The following is a 22,226-nucleotide window of genomic DNA, read 5'->3' on the forward strand; positions in this document are numbered from 1 at the left end:
CGATCAACATCTTTACGATGATCAAAAACCGCCGCTCGCGATATGCATGAATCTTGAAAAACACCGATTCAACACTGCAGCGTGGGCACGGGGATAAATTGTCAGGGGTGATTTTATCCTTTTCTACTTTTTCCTGATGTGCTTTAATGTCCTCAAGTGTCGCTGTCGGCGGCATCTGGGTATCCCTCCTGTTTAAGGTGTTTTTTTCGTGAAAGGCACGCTCTTTTATGGGAGGGATACCTTATCAAACAGGACGGGATATTTCTTGGTTTTTTTTGGCGGGATAGTTGGGTCACGGGATGGCGGGTTAAACTACTGCGGGATTTGCGGGGTCACTCATTCTGGGACGTAGCAGTAGACGAGTTGCTTGATTACCTGCGCTCCCGCAAGGATCATGAGCTGATCCTGGATCTGAACTTTCTCAGAGAAATCGGCGAGGTTTGCAAAGACCTGCGCTTTCGTTTCATAGCCGGTATCCAGGAGGCCATCTTCGACAGCCCGAGGTTCTCCTTTGTAGCCGATAGCATCCGCAGAGTGAGGGATCGGTTCGAGCAGATTCTTATCGCCCGCAAAGACGTCAAATTCGTGGTGGCCGAGCGTTTGCTTAAAAAAAACGGCGAGCAGCAGACCAAGATACGTAAATACCTCACGCCATTTGGCAAGTTCTACGGTCACATGAATGAGCGCATGGATGAGTTTGTCCGCCTCTTTCCGGTTCATCCCGACTACGTCGACACATTCGAGAGAGTCACCGTGGTGGAGAAACGCGAAGTGCTGAAGACCTTGTCTTTGGCCATGAAGAAGCTGCTTGGCCAGGAACTGCCGGATGACCGGCCGGGCCTCATCGCTTATGATTCCTATTGGACGAACCTTCGAGAAAACCCGTCATTCCGGGCGGTGCCTGATATCAGAGCGGTCATCGACTGCAGCCAGGTGTTGGAATCACGCATCCAGCAGGTCTTTACGCGTCCGGCATACAAACCCATGGCATTGCGGCTTATCCATGCCCTGTCGATTCACCGGCTTACTACCGGCGATATCTATGCCACGTTGGGGGCGACAGCCGAAGAGCTTCGGGACGGGCTATGCCTTTATCAGCCTGGCATCGAGGATTTAGGCGGCAACCCGGCTGATGATCTGCTCTCCCAGGTGGAAACTGTCCTTCGAGAAATCCATAAAACAGTCAGCGGCCAGTTCATCTCCTCCAACCCGGATAACCGTCAATTCTACCTTGACTTGAAAAAAACCGACGATTTCGACGCGCTGATCGAAAAGCGCGCTGAGAGTCTCGACACGTCTCAGCTCGATAGATATTACTACGAGGCTTTAAAGCGAGTCATGGAGTGCACGGACCAAACTTACGTCACCGGCTATAAAATCTGGCAGCAAGAGCTGGAATGGCTGGAGCGAAAGGCTGCGCGGCAGGGATATCTCTTTTTCGGTGCGCCCAACGAACGATCCACCGCAGTCCCGCCACGGGATTTTTACCTCTATTTTATTCAACCATTCGATCCGCCCCACTTCAAAGACGAGAAGAAATCCGACGAACTGTTTTTAAGGCTTTCAAATTCAGATGAAGAATTTCGCTCCACCCTAAGCAATTATGCCGCTGCTCTTGATTTGGCGTCCACATCATCCGGGCAAGCCAAATCAAACTATGAATCCAAGGCATCTAATTTCCTGCAAGTTCTTGTCAAATGGCTGCAAAAGAATACGGCAACCGCTTTTGAGGTCACTTACCAGGGGCGCACCCAATCGCTCACCGAATGGGCCAAAGGCAAATCGATTCGCGAACTTTCCGGTATCGGCGCCCATGAGCGCATCAATTTTCGGGACCTTGTAAACACCATCGCTGGAATTTGCTTGGAGGCTCATTTCCAGGATCAGGCGCCCGAATACCCTTTTTTTTCGGTACTCATCACCGGAATCAACCGGGAACAGGCCGCACAGGACGCCCTGCGCGCCATTGCCGGACAAAACCGCACCAAACAGGCAACAGCGGTTTTGGATGCCCTAGAACTGCTCGACGGGGAACGGCTTGATCCTTACAAATCGAAATACGCCAAACATATCATCGCCCTGCTAAAAAAGAAGGGCCACGGCCAGGTTGTCAATCGTTCCGAGCTGATCCAGGACGATAAGGGCCTGGAATATCTGAACAAGGACCGGTATCGGCTGGAACCGGAATGGGTGATAGTCATTCTGGCGGCGCTGGTCTACTCCGGTGATCTGGTGCTGGCCATCCCTGGGAAAAAATTCGATGCCACCGGGCTTTCCCAGCTTTCAGGATGCAGCGTGGACGAATTGACCCAATTCAAGCACATCGAGCGACCCAAAGACTGGAACCTGCCTGCGTTAAAGGCACTGTTCGAACTGCTCGGTCTCACGCCCGGCATGGCCCAGTTGGTCACGCAGGGAAATCCAGACCCTGTCACCGAGATGCAGACGCGCATCGGCAAACTGGTAGAACGCGTCGTCATGGCCCAGCAGTCCATGCAGCAAGGCATCGTTTTCTGGGGGAAGAATCTTCTGGACGAATCAGCACTCAGCACCCAGTCCGCAGCACTTGAACGGTTGAAGTATTTTCTTGAAAGCCTTCAAGCGTTTAATTCGCCCGGTAAGCTCAAGAACTTCCGTTACGACGCCCAGGAGGTGAACAGCCATCGCAGCGGGCTTGATTCCCTGGCAGAGATCGAATCCCTTCAGGAACTTGTGACAGATCTTGGTTCCAAGGCGTCGTTCCTTTCCACCGCTGAAGCGGTGCTGCCCGCAGAACATGCATGGATAGACAAAGTGAAAAAGGCTCGTGCGGAAGTACTCGCCCAACTCAGCGAGCCCGACAAGCGCGGTGCACCCGCCTTTCGCCAGCAGACCCAGCGTAAACTGACCGACCTTAAGAAATCCTATGTGCAGACTTACTTGGCCCTGCACGCCAAGGCGCGGCTGGGGGTCAATGAAGACAAGCGCAAGACCAGGCTCATGACCGACGAGCGGCTTAAGGTTTTGCAAAAACTTTCCACCGTTGAGCTGATGCCCAGGCAGCACCTGATCGATTCCCAGAATCGCCTCACCGGTTTGAAAAGCTGTTTTGCTCTCACTGAGCAGGAATTAAACGCTTCGCCCGTTTGCCCGAATTACAACTTTAAACCCGGTCCGGAACCGCCCGCTGCTCCCGCCGGAACACTCCTGGATGGTATGGACGAGGAACTGGACAAGCTGGTGGTAAATTGGACTCAGACGCTCCTGACCAACCTGGAGGACCCGACCACCAAGGGCAACCTGAACCTGCTCAAGCCCGAGCCAAAAAAGCTGGTTAATGGCTTTATCAAGAAGCGGGCCTTGCCGGACAAGCTTGACCAGGACTTCATCCACGCTTTGGGCGAGGCGCTTTCCGGTCTCCAGAAGGTCCCGGTCAGGATCGCCGACCTGCGCGCGGCCTTGCTCTCCGGCGGCTCGTCGGTAACACCGGCGGAGATGAAAAAGCGGTTCGAGGAATATCTGGACGAACTCACCAAGGGCAAGGAACCCGGCAAGGTGCGGATCGTGCTGGAGTAAAAAATGAAATCGCTGACAGTGCAAAATGGAGAAATAGGTAAAATACCCAATTAATAGGTATTGAACCATTTTCAGTACGTATATAAAGTTAATCTTGGTACGAAACCGCGAATGAACACGAATAAACGCAAATGTGTAAAAGAAGAACCACTTATGGATGCGGAAGACAGGGATGAAGATTGCGGAACTGAAAAAGCTGCTCAAAGCCGGTGAATTGAGGGACGTCGAGTTCAAGGAGGCGCGCTCGTCCGTTCCAAAATCCGCCTTCGAAACAGTTTCAGCCTTTTCAAACACCCATGGCGGGTGGCTGGTGTTCGGCGTTTCACAGTCTGGCGAGGAATTCCAAATTACCGGCGTTGAGAGGCCGGATAAGATGCAAAACGATTTTCTCTCCGTCTTGCATGCCGACAAGAAGGTCAATCATGATGTTGAGGTGACCGAACAACGAATGAACATCAGCGGCAAGACGGTCTTGATCTTCCACATCGCGGAGAATCATCGAACCCGCAAGCCGGTGTATCTGGACGGTGACATCCGGCGAACCTTCCTGCGAAAAGGTGGCGGTGATTACAAGGCCCAGATGCAGGACATTGAACGGTTGCTGCGTGACGCCACCGCCGACCGTTGGGACAGCCAGCCGTTTGAAAAAGCCCTGCTGAAGGAAGCTTTTCATCCAAGCAGCATTCGCTGGTATCGGGACCGTTTTCATCAGGTCAATGCCGGATTCGATCCCAAGCAACCGGATCAGGAGTTTCTCTATCACTGAGGCAGGTGGGACGTTCTTAAACTATTAAGGCAGGTGGGACGTTCTTAAACTATTAAATAACTCATAAGGCGAGGTTAAATTTTTAAGTTTCTACGATCAGTGGGGTAGGAGGGTTGCATCTTAAATCTTAATTATTCAATCTCTACAGTAGGAAAAATCGGAACTGGAAAGAATTCGTTATTTTTTGAGGGAAGGCCTTTCATGAATGTTGTTTATGAACCCAGGGGAAGGGCGCGGGAGTATTCGGAGCTTGCGTGCAACCTTTATCGAGGGTGCACGCATGGCTGCCGATATTGCTATGCGCCTGCATGCATGCGGACAACCGGTGAAAAATGGCATGCAAATGCTGAGCCCCGAAAAGATATTTTAAGACTCCTCGAAAAAGATGCTCAGCGTTTAAAGGGAGATACCCGCTCCATACTGTTTTGTTTTTTAAGCGATCCTTACCAGCCGCTTGAACGAACCGAACGACTGACCAGGCAAGCTCTTGAAATTGTCTCTAAACACAGTCTGAACAATCAGGTGCTGACCAAAGGATGCGCCGATCTGATCATGGAAGACATAGGGCTGATGAAGACTGCCCGTACGCAATTGGGCATTACCCTGTGCTTTGCTGATGATGCTACACGCAAGGATTGGGAGCCGAACGCCTCGACCATTGACGACCGGCCGACCATTTTGAAAGCAGCTCATAAAGCGGGTATTTTTACGTGGGTCAGCCTTGAGCCGGTGATCAGTCCTGATCAGGCCCTTGCGGTAATCCGCATGGCGCACCCGTATGTGAATTTCTGGAAGGTGGGTAAGCTGAACCACATGAAAGCATATGAACGGACTGTGGACTGGGGCAAATTTCTCTTCGATGCGGAAACCCTTTTAACGAAACTTGGCGCAAAATACTATATCAAGAACGACTTGCGATCTTTTACCATGAAGCAATAAAGTCCTCATCGACCAGGAACTTGCCAAAAATTACGGCTATACCGATCTGCCTGTTCTGGAAGTGGAGTAGGCGGGCAAGGGACTGGACAAGCTGGTCGTCAATTGGATTCAGACGCTCCTGACAAACCTGGAAGGACTCGACCACCAAGGGCAGGTAAAGGAGTCCGGAAAACTAAGTATTATGCTGGAGTAGATAAATGCAATCGTTAAATTCCGAATACCTCAAAAAGCAACCGATTACCCATAACCTTCTGCAAACCATCCGCCGAATTGCGGAATATAAGGGAAAACAGGATCTGTACAAGGAACAATCCCCACAGGTTTTGGAAACTCTCAGGCAGGCCGCAATTATACAAAGTACGGAATCCTCCAACCGCTTGGAAGGGATCACCGCCCCCCTGGAGCGGATTAAGGACCTGGTTGCCAAAAAAACGACCCCTCAAAATCGTTCTGAGCAGGAAATTGCCGGTTACCGGGATGTCCTAAATACGATCCACGCGAATTAGGGTAGGGGACGGTTTTGTTTTAATGCATTAAGGTTCGAAGAAGGTTAGTAAGGGAATGGCAGACTTTCTATGAGTTGGCCACTACATACCGATTGATTCAACTATTTCCACTTGAGATACCTTTTGGATATCGCTACCTTAATTAAACCGGTGATAAGAGAGTAATATTAAGACAAGCGGTTGCGGTAGTCTTCGTATCCGAACTTTCGGACGACGCGGATGTTGCTGGCGCTGTCGGCGACGGCAATGGAGGGGAGGCGGACGCCGTTGAAGGTATTGTTCTTGACCATGGTGTAATGGGCCATATCCTGAAAGATCAGTTTCGAGCCGATTTTGAGGCGTTCGGGGAAGGCGTAATCGCCAATGATATCTCCGGCCAGGCAGGTTAAGCCCCCCAGGCGATAGGTATGGGGGTATTCTCCCGGATTTCCGGCGCCCACAATTTCCGGCCGGTAGGGCATTTCCAGCACATCCGGCATGTGGGCTGCAGCCGAGGTGTCCAGGATGGCGATATCCATCTGATTATGGATGATATCAAGGACCGATGCCACCAGGACGCCGGCGTTTAAGGCAATGGCTTCGCCCGGCTCCAAATACACCTGGAGCGGATAGCGAGTTTTGAAATCGTTGATCAGCCGGCATAGAAGCGCCACATCATAATCCTTGCGGGTAATGTGGTGGCCGCCCCCGAAATTGACCCAACGCATAGCACTTAAAAATTCGCCGAACCTTTTTTCAAAAACAGGCAGGGTCCGCTGCAGCGCATCTGCATTGAGCTCGCAAAGGGTATGAAAGTGCAGTCCGCTGATTCCGGCTAACTCCTGGGGCTTGAAATTTGCCCGGGTAATGCCGAGTCGGGAACCGGGTCCGCAGGGGTCGTAGATGGGCACGGCCACTTCAGAATGTTCCGGATTGACGCGAAGGCCGCACTGAACTGGTTTTCCGGCCGCTTGTATGATCGGTTTAAACCGATTCCACTGGGAGAAGGAATTAAACACGATATGATCGCTGTACCCCAGCAATTCCTTAAATTCATCTTCCCGATAGGCCGGCGCGCAGACATGCACCTCTTTTCCGAACTCCTCGAAACCCAGCCGGGCTTCATCCAAAGAACTTGCCGTTGTCCCCTGGAGGACCTTTCGGATAAGGGGAAAAACGCTGAACATGGCAAACCCTTTGAGGGCCATGATGATTTTAGCGCCGGTTTTTTTCTGGACGGAATCCAGGACCGTTAAGTTGCGTTCAAGGGCCGCCTCATCGCAGACATAACAGGGGGTGGGAATCTTGTGGATATCGAAATTCATTTTAAGAACTTTTCCGTCCAGGGCAGCCCGTGTTCCCCCAGCTTTTGCATAAACGGGGTGGGGTCGAATTCTTCCACATTGAAAACGCCTTTTCCTTGCCAGGCGCCGGTGAGCATCATCATGGCGCCGATCATGGCCGGAACGCCGGTGGTGTAAGAAACCGCCTGGGCCTGTATTTCGTTATAGGCGGCCGCATGGTCGCAGATATTATAAATGTAGTATGTTAAGGGCTTTCCTGCCTTGGCGCCTTCGATCATGCAGCCGATGTTGGTTTTACCTTTGTAATTTTTTGCAAGAGAAGCGGGGTCCGGCAGGAGCGCTTTTAAGAATTTCAAGGGCACGATGTCGCGGCCCTCATATTTTACCGGGTCGATGCGGGTCATGCCGACATTTTCAAGTACCCGCAGATGGGTGAGATAGGCTTCCGAAAAGGTCATCCAGAAACGGATGCGCTTGAGAGTCGGTATATTTTTGACCAGCGATTCCAGCTCCTCGTGATACATGAGGTACATTTCACGCGGTCCGATTTCAGGAAAATCAAATGATTTGTGCACCGAAAGGGGTTCGGTTTCAATCCACCGGCCGTTTTCATAATACTTGCCCCGGGCCGATACTTCCCGGATATTGATTTCGGGATTAAAGTTGGTGGCAAAGGGGTGGCCGTGGTCGCCGGCATTACAATCCATTATGTCAACGGAATGTATTTCATCAAAATGGTTTTTCAGGGCATGGGCGCAGAATATATTGGTTACCCCCGGATCAAATCCGCATCCCAGCAGGGCCATTATGCCACGCTGTTTGAATCTGTCCTGGTAATCCCATTGCCACTTGTAACAGAATTTGGCTTCATCCGGCGGTTCGTAATTGGCCGTATCCAGGTAGTCCACCCCGGTTTCGAGGCAGGCGTCCATGATTGTCAGGTCCTGGTAAGGCAGCGCCACATTGATGACCAGATCCGGTGAAAATTTGCGAAACAGGGCAACCAGATCGGTCGTATTGTCCGCATCCACCTGGGCAGTGATGATGGGTTGTTTTATTTGATTTTTTATTTTTTCGCATTTTTCAATGGTGCGGCTGGCGAGAATAATTTCAGAAAAGACTTCAGGTGCCTGGGCACATTTATGGGTTACAACGCTCCCTACCCCTCCTGCACCGATGATTAATACCTTGCTCATTTTTTTGGATCCTTTTTGGGTTGTCGTTATATCAGTGAAAATTATAGAAACTTATGGGCTATGTCAATCATGAAAGTTTCCAAAATAAGTAACCATGAACCCGGCGCAGGCGATCCGACCGTAATTTAATGAAAAGTTTTGACAATCCGGTGAACCCCGTATAAAAAGATTTATATGAAAGACCTTTGCAAAATGCCCACTTTTGCTCAATTTCGACATGCCCGTTGGTCGGAATTTGTCAACAGGCTCAAATTTTAATCCTCCAAATACACTAGGTATTCCCGAGATTAATATTTTTGTCTTCCTTGAACTTGAACAAAGCTGAACATTTTTCAAAAGTACTTCGCCCAACAGGCGGTCAGAGCCTTTAAGCCGATAAAAAAACATTCACTTAGGAGGATGATCAATGAGTTGCAATAGTTGTATGGCCAGAGAGGAAGTTTTAAAATTTGTCAGAGATAATAATGTCAGTTTTATCCAGTTCTGGTTTACGGATGTTCTGGGCATGCTCAAAAGCTTTGCGGTGACACCCACCGAACTGGAGAGCGGCATGATGGAAGGCATGGGGTTTGACGGCTCTTCCATTGAGGGATTTGCCCGGATAGAGGAAAGCGATATGATCGCCATGCCCGACCCGACCACATTTCAATTGCTGCCGTGGCGTCCGGAGGACAGACCGGTGGCCAGAATGTTTTGTGACATTATGAACCCGGATATGACCCCATACGAGGGGGACCCCCGCTATGTGCTCAAACGGCTGTTAAATAAAATCGCCGAAAAAGGATATAAGATGTACGTCGGGCCGGAATTGGAATATTTTTATTTTAAAAGCGATGAAAACCCGGAAGGAATCGATACCGGAGGATATTTTGACAGCCGGCCCCTGGACAAGGCCTCGGATTTGAGGCGCGAAACCATTTTTGCTTTGCAAAAAATGGGGATTCATGTGGAGTACAGCCACCACGAGGTGGCGCCGAGTCAGCATGAAATTGACTTAAGGTACGGCGAGGCCCTGCAGATGTCCGACAAGACCATGACCTATCGGATCGTGGTCAAGGAAATCGCCAGGAAGCACGGCTGTTACGCCACGTTTATGCCCAAGCCGATTTTCGGTGAAAACGGCAGCGGCATGCACGTCCACCAGTCGCTGTTTAAGGGTGAGAAAAATCTGTTTCATGATGCCAACGACCCCTATCACTTATCCAAGATGGCCAAGGGATATATCGCCGGAATCATGAAACATGCCCGCGAAATTGTCGCCGTGACCAACCAGTGGGTCAATTCCTACAAACGCCTAGTCCCCGGGTATGAAGCGCCGGTATATATTTCATGGGCGCGGCGAAACCGATCGGCCATGATCCGGGTTCCCATGTACAAGCCCGGAAAGGAATTGGCCACCCGGATCGAATTTCGCGCGCCGGATCCTGCCTGTAATCCCTATCTGGCTTTTGCCGTCATGCTGGCGGCCGGATTAAAAGGGATTGAAAATGAATATGAACTGCCCTCGCCGATTGAAGAAGACATTTACAGCATGAGTGAAAAAGACAAGAAAAAGAAAAAAATTATAACACTTCCGGGAAATCTTTATGAGGCTATTCTGGAAGTGGAAAAATCAAAAGTTGTCAGCGAGGCGCTGGGCCAGCATATTTTCAACAAGTTTGTGGAAAACAAGAAAATTGAATGGGATCGGTATCGCACCCATGTCAGCCAGTTTGAGATTGATAAATATCTTTCAATCACCTAAACCCTGCAGTTGCATAAAAAACATGACAAGGTATGAAAAGATTAATGACGAAATCATACAGACAAACAGCAACAAAAATGTCTGCGAAAAAGGAAACAGCGGATAGAAGCGACCATTTCCGGCTGAGGGGCTGCATCTTGAAAATGCTTTATGGGATGTTCAGGGAGCACCCCTATGCCCAGGCAGAGCCGGGCCAGATCATGGAATTATGCCGGACAGATGTAAAGGAACTAAACTGGAACCTGGTTTATTTGGAAAAGTGCGGATACCTGGAACTCGGCCGGTCCTTTGAGAGCCCTCCTTTTATCGCCTGTTCGGTGGCATTAACGGCGCAGGGGATTGATTTGGTTGAAAATGAGGATGAATATGGCTTGCGCTTTCCTTGCTGATGGAAAGGCCGGAGGGTTTTTATCACCGATTGACCATTTCCCCCAGTAAGGGCTCCCTGTTTATATCGGTGAATTGAAAAGGATAGTTCGTTAACCTTTTTCAAATGGTTTACCGCATTCCTTGCAGCGGCCGTCCGGTCCGATGACCCCGATACAGCTTTCATCGCTGCAAAGCGTCCGGCTTTCCCAGTCGCTGTCCGGTTGTGAATCAGCCGATTGCGCCGTAGCAGGTTTTTCCGAAGCATCGGCCGTTTCTTCAGGTTCGGTTTCATCCGGCTCAATATCATCCGGTGGGACGGCTTCCCCATCCGGAACACTTACCTTAGAGAAATCGCCCTCGAATTTTTTGCCGCATTCCTTACAGCGGCCGTCCGGCCCGATGACGCCGATACAATTCTCGTCACTGCAAAGGGTTCGGTTTTCCCAGTATTGATCGGTCTGCGAGTTGTCTTTTGCCATGAAGCCCTTCTTTTGTTGATCTCGAATGTAAATGTTGCCGACCTTATAGCTTAAATTTTCAACCGTGTCAAAAAAAGGTTGTTTAATTCTGCCGGTGATTGGACAACCCTCAAAAGAACCTGTTTTCCAGCTCCAAATATTCCCGAATATCCTTTAGGGGTATTTCAGGCGCCGTTGAAAATGATTTATGGCTCAAAGCGCCTGATTGTTCCGAAGCCGCCCGGCAACGGCAACCCATTTTTCCTGGACAGCCGTATCCAGGATTTCAAATCCCAGTGTTTCCATTTTCGATAAAATCAGCTCTTTGTTTTCTTCAATTATTCCGGAACAAACGAAAACCCCCCCGTCTTTCAGAATATTGCGGATCTGATCCAGCAGCCTGATTATTGCTTCGGTCAGGATATTGGCGGCAACAAAGTGAAATTTTTCATGGACGGTTTCCGCCAGATCCCCTGCAAAAACATCAAATTTTTCCGGATCGATGTGATTCAGCAACAGATTTTTTCCGGCGATTTCAACGGCAAGGACATCATTGTCAATTCCGATTAACCTTTCAGCCCCCAGCTTGGCAGCGGCTGCCATTAAAATACCGGATCCGGTTCCGACATCCAGGAATGCGTCCCCCTTTTGCAGATGGGTTTCAATCATCTGTAAACACAGACTTGTGGTGGGGTGGGTGCCGGTTCCAAATGCCATGCCGGGATCTATTTCTAAGATAATATCATCCGGGTGGGAAACATATTCCCGCCAGCTGGGTTTAATAACGATTTTCCGGCCGATTTTTTGGGGCCAGAAGTACGCCTTCCATGATTCAGCCCAGTCTGTTTCATCAATATCCCGGCAAACGATTCGGCTTTGGATATGAAATTGACGGGCCAATTCAAGCAGCTTTGTATTTATAAAATCCATGCTGCCGGGTAGGTTTTCTGTTTTTGGCAAATAAGCGCTGACGGCATTCACGCGGGGTAATGGAAGGTCTCCGGGACCATTTGGGGAAAGGGGCATATCGGCATCTTCCAAGACAACACCCGAGAGGCCGAGGTCATAAAAAATATTTGAAATCAGGTCGGCTGCGAGTTCCTTGTCTGTGGAATCAAAAATGACTTTTATTTCAGACCATTTCATAGAAAGTCTCTTTGGGGGGATTAAAATACCCGTATTTCAGTTTCGGAAATTGCGTTTTGATTTTGCCTAACACCATTTTGATGCCGAGCGGATGACTGTTATTAGATATTTTATTCATTAATCTTATATACTTAACCGGATCTATATTTAAGTTGCGCCACTGAATCAGATCAACAGGATGGCTATTTAAAAAAGAGACCAATGCATGGATTTCCTCGGGCGAATCCGTAAATCCCGGACAGTTTAAATAATTTATTGAAACGAACTTTCCCATCCGTTTGGCAAGGTCGATGCTTTCAACGACGTCGGCAAACCGGTACGTTCTCGGTCGAAAATAGCCCGTATAGCAGTTTTCCCTGACGCTGTTCATGCTGACGCGGACGCTATCAAGCCCGATATTGAATAATTTTAAGAGAGTATCGGGCCGGCTGCCGTTGGTATTCATGTTAATGGTGCCCTTGTCCGTGCGGGCGCGAATGCTTTGGATGGCCGGCCCGATAACATCTGCGGCCAGTAAGGGGTCGCCTTCGCACCCTTGCCCGAAACTAAGGATGGGGTGTTTGGCATTGCGGATGTGTTCCAGCGCCAAAGCCGAAATCTCTTCGGGTTGCGGCGTAAACTTTATGCGCTCCTGACAATTTGATACAATTCCCTCCCCCTGCAACGATATACAGCCGACACAGCGGGCGTTGCATGTGGTGGCGGTTGGCAGCGGGGCTTCATATCGACCTAAAAAGAAATTTTTTGCAGCCGGGCATCCATATGTCATGGCACAGTTTTCCAAGTGTTCCCGCAGTCGGTTGGCCGGAAGACGCTGCTGCATCCGGTGTATACCGGCTTCAACTTTTTGTATCGGCATTAATCTGAGGTCCTGCCTTCTTTCCTTGTCAACACAAATGGCTGCGGATCTGAACCCTTTCTGGTGCCATCCGACAGCACCGTAGGAAAACAGGGGGAGCCCGACGGGATTTCTTTGTTCTTTAAAGGCGCTGACATAGGTTATGATGAATCCCGGGGAATTAAAGGCGGCAACCGGACAAATCGTTTCCCCGGGCCTGTAAGGATTTTCCGCCAGTGATTCAATCTTACGGGTAAGCAGGTTGTACACAATGGGATTTCTGTCCGGAAGAAACATCAGTTCGGTGCCATAAGGAAGGGGGACGGTTTCTTCAACAGACAGGGGAACTTGCAGCTTGCCGGCCATGCCGACTGCGGCGTAACCGTCGAGTTCAAAGATTTCACCTTCTGAATTGGCTACTACGGCAGTCAGAAAGCGGGCCTTTATATTTTCGTATTTTTTCATTAGTTGAAACAGGTATCATAAATTAGGACGTATTTAAACAGCCATTCTAAGAAAGTCTTGCAATAACATACCGATCTGAGCTAAAGAAGAGGCGATCATTAACAAATGGCGCCTTTTCCAAAAGGCTATTTCTATGTTTCTGTATTTTCAGCGCTGTTTAAAAATGATTCTGAATTTAGAACGGGAAAAAAACTTTATTGATGGGAATACGAGCATACAAACGGGAATGGATATAAATTTTCAACAAAGGACCCTTGCCCAAAAAGCGGTCTGTTCAGGCATCGGCCTTCATTCGGGTAAAAACGTAAACCTGACGATTAAGCCGGCTCCCGTAAACCACGGGATTAAATTCATACGTACGGACCTTCCAGACAGCCCAAGTATTTCAGCCCATTTTAATATGGTTGTCGATACAAGCCTGGCAACGGTCATCGGCTATAATGGATTCATCGTTTCGACCATTGAGCATTTAATGGCCAGTTTTGCCGGGCTTTCCATAGATAACGCCATTGTTGAGATCGATTCTTATGAAGTCCCGATAATGGATGGGAGTGCCGAACCATTTACCGCCATGATAAAATCGGGCGGGATTCAAGAGCAGTTCAGCCCCAGGTTTTTCTTTGTGATTAAGGAGCCGATTGAGCTGAAAGAGGATGGAAAATCAGTCGGCGTCTACCCGGATTCAACATACAAGATCACCTGTACGATTGAGTACAACCACCCATTGATAAAAAAACAATCTTTTTCCATCAACCTATCGAACCAGGTTTTTGAAGGTGAGATTTGCAGGGCCAGGACATTCGGCTTTTTAGAAGAACTCGAACATATGCAACGCTACGGACTTGCCCGGGGCGGATCCCTGGAAAATGCGGTTGTGATAGACAAAGAACATATCATTAACGCGGAGGGGTTGCGTTTCCAGGACGAATTCGTACGCCATAAAATCCTGGACTGTATCGGGGACTTTTCTTTATTGGGCATGCCCGTTCTCGGGCATGTGATCGTCAACAAGTCCGGCCATGCCTTCAACCATGCCTTCCTGAAAGAATTTTTTAATCGAAAACAATCCTGGGAAACCCGAATCATCCGGGACAAGAATGACCTTCCCGCCATTTAATCAAAATCGCTTGCCATTTAAGGGCCTATCAGTTATTAATTATCTGAAAAAATGAAAAATAGGATTGTTGCAGCATAAACAGTTTTGTCCCCTATGAATTAGCTTGTACTGCAACCCAAACAATACTTATTGATGATATGATGTCAGGCCTGCGAAAGAAATATTGTGTATTGGTTTTAGTATGTTATATGCTGTTTCCCTGCAATTCTTTCGCACAGGACGCAGCCTTGACGAATGTCATCGTAACCAATACCCGTGACGATCTTTTGGTTTACCTGACGGTTGAAGGCGCCTTCAGGGAAAAAATGAAAAAAGCGATTTTAAGTGGCGTTCCCACCACGTTTTCATTTTTTATTCAACTATACCGTGTTCGTAATTTTTGGACTGATAAAGAGATCGTAGAAATAGACATCACCCATACGGTTAAGTATAATAATCTGAAAAAAGAGTTTGTGATAACTCGGTCGTGGGAAAATAATCAGCCTATTGTCACAAAATCGTTTATAGAAGCTCGAAAGTTAATGTCTGAGATTGACAGCTTGAAGGCCGTACCGCTCAGCCGGTTGGAAAAAGGCAGCCAGTATCAGATCAGGGCAAAAGCTCAACTCAGCAAACTCACTCTCCCTTTTTATCTGCATTATGTTCTTTTCTTTGTTTCGTTATGGGACTTTGAGACCGATTGGTATACAATAGAGTTCATTTATTAAAAGCCAATCACTATTTCTTTCTCGCCAAATTTAAGATGAAAAATAACATCGCCGAAAAAACAAAATTAAATATCCCGCAAAGCGAACGCCGGCGGCGAAAACGGGAAAGTATTCTCATTGTCGTTATTCTTGTTGTTGTTGCGTTATTGACGTTTGCAGAAAACCGCATCATTCATTTCGGCACAGATATCCCGATTTCAAATACCATTTTGATGTTCATCCTGATCAATATTAACCTATTGTTACTGATATTGTTAATATTTCTTGTTTTCCGCAATGTGGTAAAGCTCCTCTATGATAGAAAACGGAAGGTGATGGGGGCCAAGCTCCGGACCCGACTTGTGGTGGCCTTTATCACGCTGACACTGTTGCCGACGATTATACTTTTTTTCTTTTCGATCAATTTTATTACCAACAGCATTGAGTTCTGGTTCAATGTCCCGGTTGAGCAGTCTCTGCTGAATTCTTTACAGGTCGGCCGAAGCCTGTACCGGCATATTGAGGAGAACAACCAGTTTTTTATAGAAAGAATCGCCTATCAGGTGAATGCAAAAAAACAGTTGGGCGTTCAAAAGAGAAAGGCACTTTCCCGATACATTCAAATTGCCCAGCGCGCATTCAACCTGGATGCCATTGAGGTGTATTCATCAAATTCCCAGCGCCTTACCTTTGCGATCTCTTCGGATTTGGAAGCAGAGGGCCTGACAGCCATTTCAGCGAATGATCTCCAGAAAGACTTTGAATCGGAAAAAAGCAGAACCATTTCTGAAACCCTTGAAATCGGTGAATTGATCCGAACCATCGGCACCATACCGTTTGGTCAGCCGCATCGGGATGCAGAAGGGTTTGTAGTTGTTACTATTTTAATTCCGCCGAACCTCTCGGAAAATATGGATTCAATTGCAAGAGGTTTTGAAGAGTACCAGCAGATAAAACTCTTAAAAGAACCTATTCAGATAACCTATTATATTACGCTGTCGATTGTTGCACTCCTGGTCCTTTTCTGTGCGGTTTGGTTCGGTTTTTATTTTGCAAAATCAATAAGTGTACCCATCAAGGAATTGGCAGAAGGAACCCGGCGGGTTGCCGAAGGGGACTTGGGTTTTAGCATCGGCCAGGTAGGCGATGATGAAATTGGAAGCCTGGTTGATTCTTTCAATAAAATGACCCGGGATCTGCGAACCAGCAGAGAGCAACTGGAACTGTCGGCCCGTATGCTTCGCCAGCAGAATATTGAAATTGAAGAGCGGCGGCGCTATATGGAGATTGTTTTAAAAAATGTTTCCACAGGCGTCGTGACCTTGGATTCGCGCGACTTTATCACGACCATGAACACTTCAGCGGAAAAAATGCTGAATTTAAAGGCCGCAGAAATCCTGAATAAAAATATTAAAACACTCTTAAAGGGTCAGCACCTGCGCCTTGCGGAGGGAATCCTGCAAAGCCTGAATGACTCGATGGATGACGCCATTGAACTGCCGCTGGGGTTGACGATAGAGGGTCGACCGCGCAGCTTTATCGTATATGTAAACAGCCTCAAGGACGACGCCGGAAACCCCATTGGCATCGTGATGGTTTTTGATGATCTGACCGAACTGGAAAAAGCCCAGCGCATGGCTGCCTGGAGGGAGGTCGCCCGTCGAATTGCCCATGAAGTCAAAAATCCGCTGACGCCGATAACGCTGTCAGCCCAGCGGTTGAAAAGAAAATATGCCACCCAGTTCAAAGAGCCGGTATTTGATGAATGTATCCGTATGATCATTGATCATGTCGAAATAATACGAAATCTTGTTAATGAGTTTTCATCCTTTGCAAGGTTTCCGGCAGCAAATCTTCAACCCTGCGAACTGCCGCCTATTATTGAAGAGACGGTTGCTCTCTATAAAGAGGGTCATCAAACGATAAATTTTAATCTGACAGTAGCCCCTAAAATCCCAGTGCTCAATATGGATCGTCAGCAAATCAAACGGGCAATGATTAATCTGATTGATAATGCCATCGGGGCGATAAAAAATTCCGGTGATATTCATATAACTTTAACGTACGAGTCCGGTACTAAAATAGTCCGGCTCGAAGTGGTCGATAATGGAAGCGGTATTTCCGATGAGCAGAAAGCCCGCCTCTTTGAACCCTATTTTTCCACTAAAAAGGCGGGGATGGGCCTGGGGCTGACAATCGTAAGCTCGATTATTGCTGATCACAATGGCAGGATACGGGTAGAGGATAACCAACCCAGAGGGGCAAGGTTTATTATCGAGCTGCCGGCCTGAGACCTGCGTAATATTTCGATGCAAAATGCGATCGATTAAGAAAAGGAATCACAACCTATGTTTCCATCAGTTTTGATTGTGGATGATGAACCCTCCATCCTTCATTCTTTGAGCGGACTCCTTGCCGATGAAGGCTTTGAGGTGTTGACTGCTTCGAATGGATATGAAGCGCTCAAAGTAATCAGTTCGGATTCCCCCGATCTTGTTTTGCTCGACATATGGATGCCGGGCATCGATGGTATTGAAACTTTAAAGGAAATCAAGAAAGACAACCCTAACATTCAAGTGGTCATGATCACCGGGCATGGTACCATTGAAACGGCTGTTGAGGCGACAAAGCTGGGGGCATTCGGCTTTATCGAAAAACCGTTGTCCATCGACAAGGTCATTGTGAGCATAAACAACGCACTGAATTTTAGACGGCTGGAAGAAGAAAACAGATATTTACGAAAAAAAACAATTGAAAAACATTCCATCACCGGCGGCAGCCCTCCCATCCAAGCGTTGAAAAAAGATATCGTTGTTGCAGCGCCAACGGAGTCCTGGGTACTGATAACCGGAGAGAACGGAACGGGCAAGGAACTGGTTGCCAGAACCATCCATCAGTTGAGCAACCGGGCCGATCATCCGATGATTGTCGTCAATTGCGCAACTATTCCCGAAGAGTTGATTGAGAGTGAGCTTTTTGGTCATGAAAAGGGCGCATTTACAGAGATGACCAAAAAAAACATCGGCAAGTTTGAGCTGGCTGCAAACGGCACACTTTTTTTAGATGAAATTGGAGATATGAGCCTAAAAACCCAGGCTAAAATCCTGCGGGTCTTACAGGAGCAGCAATTCAACAGGATCGGCGGCAGCAGAACATTAAGCGTTGATGTCCGCATAATAGCCGCTAGTAATAAAGATCTTGAACAGGAGATCGCCATCGGCAATTTCAGGGAAGACCTCTACTACCGCCTGAATGTGATACCCATTAAAGTTCCTGCGCTGAGGGAGCGTCGCCAGGATATTCCCCAGATGATAGATACTTTTTTAGATGAATTCGCCAAACAGACACGAAGTTCCAAAAAGAAGTTGGATCCGGATGCCGTGGAATTGCTCTGTGACTATCCCTGGATGGGAAATGTCCGTGAACTGAAAAACCTTATGGAGCGCATTGCCATCATGGATGGAAATGAAATTGTCGCCGGTGATGATTTGCCGGCGCCCTATAATCCTAAATCCAAAAAAAATAAAGGATCTTCGGAAAATCGATTATTGTCCCTAAAAAATTTAAAAGAGGCGAAAATAAATTTTGAAAAAGAATTTATCCTTCGAAAACTCGAAGAAAACGGTCATGATATTACCCGGACGGCAAAAGCCATCGGTGTCAAGCGAAGTTATCTGTATAAAAAATTAAAAAAATAAATACAGCTACTTAGAAATTTATCAGAGGACTTTTCAATTGAGAATCATCGGAGGCAATTTAAAAGGGAAAAAACTTTTCTCGCCTCAAGGCAAAACAGTAAGACCGACAGCAGATAGGCTTCGGGAGACCATATTTAATATCCTTTCTGATAAGGTTCCGGGCGCTGTTGTGCTGGATCTGTTTTCCGGAACGGGCGCTTTCGGTATCGAATCGCTAAGCCGGGAGGCCAAACAAGCAGTATTTGTCGAAAAATCAAGGGATGCCTTGCACGTAATTCAGCGTAACATCCAGGCCGGCGCTCTTGAAAAGCAGACACAGGTCATCAAATGGGATATTGCAAAAAATCTGAACTGTCTCCGAAGAATACCGTTCAGGTATGATTTGGTATTTATGGATCCGCCCTACGACCGGGATATGGTGCAAAAGGGGCTAAATAATCTTTACCTTAGCGGTTGTGTGCACCAAGAGGGCTGCATTGTGATTGAGCACAGCGCTTCAGAGCCAATCCCGGAAAATACTAAGGAATTTGCCATTTTCGATCAGCGCAAATACGGAAAAACGCTTGTTACCTTTTTAACCAATGTGCTATAGAGACTCTTAAATTTAATACCCTTTACAGGATAGAGGACTTAAAATCGATGCAAAGAGTTGCGATATATCCCGGATCCTTTGACCCGGTAACAAACGGTCATATCGATATCGTTGAGAGGGGGCTCAAGCTTTTTGATAAAATTATAGTGGCTATCCTTCACAATCCCGCCAAGAAATCACTTTTTACCGTTGAAGAGCGGGTCGAATTGCTTACGATATGTCTAAAAAATAATCCAGCCATAGAAATAGACTCATTTGGCGGTCTCCTGGTGGATTATGCCGCCAGGAGAAATGCCCAAGCCATTCTGCGCGGGCTTCGGGCCGTGTCGGATTTTGAGTATGAGTTTCAGTTGGCATTGATGAATCGCCGGTTAAACCGGGAAGTTCAGACGGTTTTTTTGATGACCGGGATGCGCTGGATTTTTACAAGCTCTTCGATCATAAAGGAGGCAGCGCAATTCGGCGGTAACATAAACGGCATGGTCCCGGCCGAGGTGAATAAAAGACTAAAGGAAAAATTCGAGAAAGCTTCATAAATATCGCAGTTTATCACCTTTAGGAAATGCCTTTATCGAACATATCCGAAAGTATTACTGTGAAAATGGGGGCCAAACGATCACAAGATCGGGCCGGCTGGACGTCGGCTAATTAATCCAATGACCACAACAGGAAGAACGAAAAGAAATAAACCATGGCTGTATCCATATCAAAAAATGCTAACATAGTACTGGAAAAACGGTACTTAAAAAAAGATGCCGAAGGGAACATTGTCGAGACCCCTGAGGAATTGTTCACCCGGGTTGCCGGGAGTATTGCCGCTGCGGATGCAATTCTTGACCCCTCCGCCGATGTAAAAAAAACAGAAGAAAAATTTCTGAACATGTTAAGCCGGATGTGGTTTTTGCCGAATTCACCCACGCTGATGAATGCCGGGCGAAGCCTGGGGCAGCTGGCGGCCTGTTTTGTCCTACCCATCGAAGATTCCATGGAGAGCATTTTTGAAACATTGAAGCACACCGCAATGATTCATAAAAGCGGCGGTGGAACCGGCTTTTCTTTTTCTAATATCCGGCCGGAACGGGATGTGGTTTCTACAACGGCAGGGGTTTCCAGCGGGCCGATTTCATTTATGTCCGTTTTTGACATTGCCACAGAGACCGTAAAGCAGGGGGGAACCCGACGCGGTGCCAACATGGGGGTTCTGAGGGTGGATCACCCGGATATCGAAGCTTTTATTAAATTCAAAAACGACCTCGGGCGGCTGAATAATTTTAACATTTCGGTGGCCCTCACAAACAAATTTATGGATGCCCTGAACGGGGGCAAGGACTTCGAATTAATCAACCCCAGAAACGGAAAAACGGCCCGGCTTCTTTCAGCCAAGGATGTTTTCGACAAGATTGTTGATTCCGCCTGGCAGTCGGGTGAACCCGGTGTTATTTTTATTGATCGAATGAATGAAAGCAATCCGACGCCGCACATCGGGGCCATTGAAGCAACCAACCCGTGCGGCGAACAGCCCTTGTTGCCGTATGAGTCCTGTACCCTGGGATCCATCAATCTTTCTCAGATGGTAGTGAAAAAGGATTTGAGTGTAAACCGATTGACCCAAACAGTCCAGGCGGCTGTACATTTTCTGGATAACGTCATCGAATTAAATAGATATCCCCTTGAGCGTATCGAAAAAATGAGTAAAAGCAACCGTAAAATCGGACTCGGTGTGATGGGATTTGCCGACATGTTGATAAAACTGGGGATCCCCTATGATTCTGATGAGGCGGTTCTCCAGGCAGAGCGGGTGATGTCAATTATTTTAAAAGAGGCCAGGAATGCCTCGGCTATCCGCGCTAAAATGTTCGGGAATTTTCCCTTTTATAAGGGCAGCGTCTTTGATGCCCCCGAAACGCCTTTTATGCGAAACGCCACAACGACGACGATTGCCCCAACCGGAACCATCAGCATTATCGCCGGGGCTTCCAGCGGCATCGAACCGATTTTTGCCGTGGCACATGTCCGGCGAGTTCTGGACGGTGAATTGCTACCGGAGATGCACGCGCTTTTTATTCAGGCTGCGAAAAAACACGGATTTTACAGCAAGGAACTGGCCGCTGAAATTTCAAAGACCGGTTCGGTGCAAGGCGTTGACGCTGTTCCAAGCCATATTCAGAAAATTTTTAAAACATCCCACGACATTTCTCCCGAGTGGCATATCAAAATTCAGGCGGCTTTTCAGAAATACACCGATAATGCGGTTTCAAAAACGGTAAATTGTGCTGCAAGCGCCACCCGTGAAGATGTTGCTCAGGTTTATCTTTCAGCATACAAGGCCGGCTGCAAGGGGGTAACCATATACAGGGATGGAAGCCGTGGACAGCAGGTGTTGAATGTGGGGGCAGTTCTCCATGAAGCCAGTAAAATTGCGCCGCGCGCCAGGCCTGAGCGCACCACCGGGAGTACCGAACGTATTCGGACCGGATGCGGAAAGCTCTATGTTACGGTAAATTCCGATGATGCCGGCATCTGTGAAGTCTTTGCACAGATGGGAAAAACCGGCGGGTGTGCCTCTTCGCAAATTGAAGCTGCCGGACGATTGGTATCCCTGGCGTTACGGTCCGGTGTGAAAGCGGATGCAATTGTCAAACAGCTTATCGGTATCCGCTGCCCTTCGCCTTCCTGGCAAAACGGCAAGATCGTTCTGTCTTGCCCGGATGCCATGGCGCAGGTCCTCAAAAATATAACCGGGGTAGATATTTCCGAAAACAGTGATGTCATGATGGGCGTATGCCCGGAATGCAGCAGCGTCATGGTTCATGAGGAGGGGTGTATGGTCTGCCATGCGTGCGGGTTTTCCAAATGCAGTTAGAAGCC

18 protein-coding genes are annotated in these 22,226 nt (G+C 48.0%); 13 read left to right on the forward strand and 5 right to left on the reverse strand.

Going from position 1 to position 22,226, the window contains the following annotated elements; translation table 11 throughout:
* The first annotated feature begins 156 nt into the window (after positions 1-156).
* The 4 genes from P1P89_05100 (at position 157) to P1P89_05115 (ending at position 5,766) form a co-directional block, all read left to right on the forward strand.
* Complete coding sequence (locus P1P89_05100) at positions 157-3,555, forward strand: DUF6079 family protein (protein ID MDF1590873.1); 3,399 nt, start codon at positions 157-159, stop codon at positions 3,553-3,555.
* A gap of 172 nt (positions 3,556-3,727) precedes the next feature.
* Positions 3,728-4,321, forward strand: a complete 594-nt coding sequence (locus P1P89_05105) for an ATP-binding protein (GenBank protein MDF1590874.1) — start codon at positions 3,728-3,730, stop codon at positions 4,319-4,321.
* Positions 4,322-4,522: 201 nt separating this feature from the next.
* Positions 4,523-5,260: a hypothetical protein gene (locus P1P89_05110; protein MDF1590875.1), complete on the forward strand. Its 738-nt coding sequence runs from the start codon at positions 4,523-4,525 to the stop codon at positions 5,258-5,260.
* 197 nt (positions 5,261-5,457) lie between these two features.
* On the forward strand, positions 5,458-5,766 hold the full coding sequence (locus P1P89_05115) for a hypothetical protein (GenBank protein ID MDF1590876.1): 309 nt from the start codon (positions 5,458-5,460) through the stop codon (positions 5,764-5,766).
* A gap of 167 nt (positions 5,767-5,933) precedes the next feature.
* Here P1P89_05115 and nspC read toward each other — a convergent pair whose 3' ends face one another.
* A complete protein-coding gene (nspC, locus tag P1P89_05120; protein ID MDF1590877.1) occupies positions 5,934-7,070 on the reverse strand; it encodes a carboxynorspermidine decarboxylase in 1,137 nt (378 codons plus the stop codon).
* A complete protein-coding gene (locus P1P89_05125; GenBank protein ID MDF1590878.1) occupies positions 7,067-8,245 on the reverse strand; it encodes a saccharopine dehydrogenase family protein in 1,179 nt (392 codons plus the stop codon). The genes nspC and P1P89_05125 overlap by 4 nt, the downstream gene beginning before the upstream one ends.
* Before the next feature lie 406 nt (positions 8,246-8,651).
* On the opposite strand from P1P89_05125, the gene P1P89_05130 reads away from it, so the two are divergent.
* Positions 8,652-9,989, forward strand: a complete 1,338-nt coding sequence (locus P1P89_05130) for a glutamine synthetase family protein (protein MDF1590879.1) — start codon at positions 8,652-8,654, stop codon at positions 9,987-9,989.
* A 77-nt stretch (positions 9,990-10,066) separates the two neighbouring features.
* Positions 10,067-10,378 carry a hypothetical protein gene (locus P1P89_05135; protein ID MDF1590880.1) on the forward strand — a complete coding sequence of 104 codons (312 nt, stop codon included), beginning with the start codon at positions 10,067-10,069 and terminating at the stop codon, positions 10,376-10,378.
* Positions 10,379-10,468: 90 nt separating this feature from the next.
* Here the strand turns inward: P1P89_05135 and P1P89_05140 are convergent, their stop codons facing one another.
* From P1P89_05140 to P1P89_05150, 3 genes are all read right to left on the reverse strand, one after another.
* Entirely contained in the window at positions 10,469-10,837 is a 369-nt protein-coding gene (locus tag P1P89_05140) for a hypothetical protein (protein ID MDF1590881.1), read from the reverse strand.
* A 192-nt stretch (positions 10,838-11,029) separates the two neighbouring features.
* Positions 11,030-11,962 carry a 50S ribosomal protein L11 methyltransferase gene (gene prmA / locus P1P89_05145; protein ID MDF1590882.1) on the reverse strand — a complete coding sequence of 311 codons (933 nt, stop codon included), beginning with the start codon at positions 11,960-11,962 and terminating at the stop codon, positions 11,030-11,032.
* Positions 11,949-13,265, reverse strand: a complete 1,317-nt coding sequence (locus tag P1P89_05150; GenBank protein MDF1590883.1) for a radical SAM protein — start codon at positions 13,263-13,265, stop codon at positions 11,949-11,951. Before P1P89_05150 ends, prmA begins: the two co-directional genes overlap by 14 nt.
* A 226-nt stretch (positions 13,266-13,491) precedes the next feature.
* Here P1P89_05150 and lpxC point away from each other — a divergent pair, with 226 nt between their 5' ends.
* From lpxC to P1P89_05185, 7 genes are all read left to right on the forward strand, one after another.
* Positions 13,492-14,382, forward strand: a complete 891-nt coding sequence (gene lpxC / locus P1P89_05155) for a UDP-3-O-acyl-N-acetylglucosamine deacetylase (GenBank protein MDF1590884.1) — start codon at positions 13,492-13,494, stop codon at positions 14,380-14,382.
* A gap of 140 nt (positions 14,383-14,522) precedes the next feature.
* Positions 14,523-15,089 (forward strand): DUF4390 domain-containing protein, encoded by a 567-nt coding sequence (locus P1P89_05160; protein ID MDF1590885.1) that lies wholly within the window; start codon positions 14,523-14,525, stop codon positions 15,087-15,089.
* A gap of 35 nt (positions 15,090-15,124) precedes the next feature.
* Positions 15,125-17,359 (forward strand): ATP-binding protein, encoded by a 2,235-nt coding sequence (locus P1P89_05165; protein MDF1590886.1) that lies wholly within the window; start codon positions 15,125-15,127, stop codon positions 17,357-17,359.
* 57 nt (positions 17,360-17,416) lie between these two features.
* The gene (locus tag P1P89_05170; GenBank protein ID MDF1590887.1) at positions 17,417-18,766 is read left to right on the forward strand and encodes a sigma-54 dependent transcriptional regulator; all 1,350 of its coding nucleotides are present in this window, start codon (positions 17,417-17,419) and stop codon (positions 18,764-18,766) included.
* A gap of 16 nt (positions 18,767-18,782) precedes the next feature.
* Positions 18,783-19,358 carry a 16S rRNA (guanine(966)-N(2))-methyltransferase RsmD gene (gene rsmD, locus P1P89_05175; GenBank protein MDF1590888.1) on the forward strand — a complete coding sequence of 192 codons (576 nt, stop codon included), beginning with the start codon at positions 18,783-18,785 and terminating at the stop codon, positions 19,356-19,358.
* A gap of 47 nt (positions 19,359-19,405) precedes the next feature.
* Positions 19,406-19,894, forward strand: a complete 489-nt coding sequence (gene coaD, locus P1P89_05180; protein ID MDF1590889.1) for a pantetheine-phosphate adenylyltransferase — start codon at positions 19,406-19,408, stop codon at positions 19,892-19,894.
* 155 nt (positions 19,895-20,049) lie between these two features.
* Positions 20,050-22,221 carry a vitamin B12-dependent ribonucleotide reductase gene (locus P1P89_05185; GenBank protein MDF1590890.1) on the forward strand — a complete coding sequence of 724 codons (2,172 nt, stop codon included), beginning with the start codon at positions 20,050-20,052 and terminating at the stop codon, positions 22,219-22,221.
* Positions 22,222-22,226: the final 5 nt, after the last annotated feature.

This window comes from Desulfobacterales bacterium (genome assembly GCA_029211065.1).
In the GTDB taxonomy this organism is placed as follows: Bacteria; Desulfobacterota; Desulfobacteria; order Desulfobacterales; family JARGFK01; genus JARGFK01.

Bases quoted from the DNA above. Each gene is read 5' to 3' on its own strand.
- P1P89_05160 (MDF1590885.1), top strand. From the start codon at position 14,523: ATGTCAGGCCTGCGAAAGAAATATTGTGTATTGGTTTTAGTATGTTAT.
- P1P89_05125 (MDF1590878.1), bottom strand. From the start codon at position 8,245: ATGAGCAAGGTATTAATCATCGGTGCAGGAGGGGTAGGGAGCGTTGTA.
- prmA (MDF1590882.1), bottom strand. From the start codon at position 11,962: ATGAAATGGTCTGAAATAAAAGTCATTTTTGATTCCACAGACAAGGAA.
- P1P89_05135 (MDF1590880.1), top strand. From the start codon at position 10,067: ATGTCTGCGAAAAAGGAAACAGCGGATAGAAGCGACCATTTCCGGCTG.
- P1P89_05130 (MDF1590879.1), top strand. From the start codon at position 8,652: ATGAGTTGCAATAGTTGTATGGCCAGAGAGGAAGTTTTAAAATTTGTC.
- nspC (MDF1590877.1), bottom strand. From the start codon at position 7,070: ATGAATTTCGATATCCACAAGATTCCCACCCCCTGTTATGTCTGCGAT.
- P1P89_05185 (MDF1590890.1), top strand. From the start codon at position 20,050: ATGGCTGTATCCATATCAAAAAATGCTAACATAGTACTGGAAAAACGG.
- P1P89_05140 (MDF1590881.1), bottom strand. From the start codon at position 10,837: ATGGCAAAAGACAACTCGCAGACCGATCAATACTGGGAAAACCGAACC.
- P1P89_05110 (MDF1590875.1), top strand. From the start codon at position 4,523: ATGAATGTTGTTTATGAACCCAGGGGAAGGGCGCGGGAGTATTCGGAG.
- P1P89_05165 (MDF1590886.1), top strand. From the start codon at position 15,125: ATGAAAAATAACATCGCCGAAAAAACAAAATTAAATATCCCGCAAAGC.
- P1P89_05150 (MDF1590883.1), bottom strand. From the start codon at position 13,265: ATGAAAAAATACGAAAATATAAAGGCCCGCTTTCTGACTGCCGTAGTA.
- P1P89_05115 (MDF1590876.1), top strand. From the start codon at position 5,458: ATGCAATCGTTAAATTCCGAATACCTCAAAAAGCAACCGATTACCCAT.
- P1P89_05170 (MDF1590887.1), top strand. From the start codon at position 17,417: ATGTTTCCATCAGTTTTGATTGTGGATGATGAACCCTCCATCCTTCAT.
- P1P89_05105 (MDF1590874.1), top strand. From the start codon at position 3,728: ATGAAGATTGCGGAACTGAAAAAGCTGCTCAAAGCCGGTGAATTGAGG.
- lpxC (MDF1590884.1), top strand. From the start codon at position 13,492: ATGGATATAAATTTTCAACAAAGGACCCTTGCCCAAAAAGCGGTCTGT.
- coaD (MDF1590889.1), top strand. From the start codon at position 19,406: ATGCAAAGAGTTGCGATATATCCCGGATCCTTTGACCCGGTAACAAAC.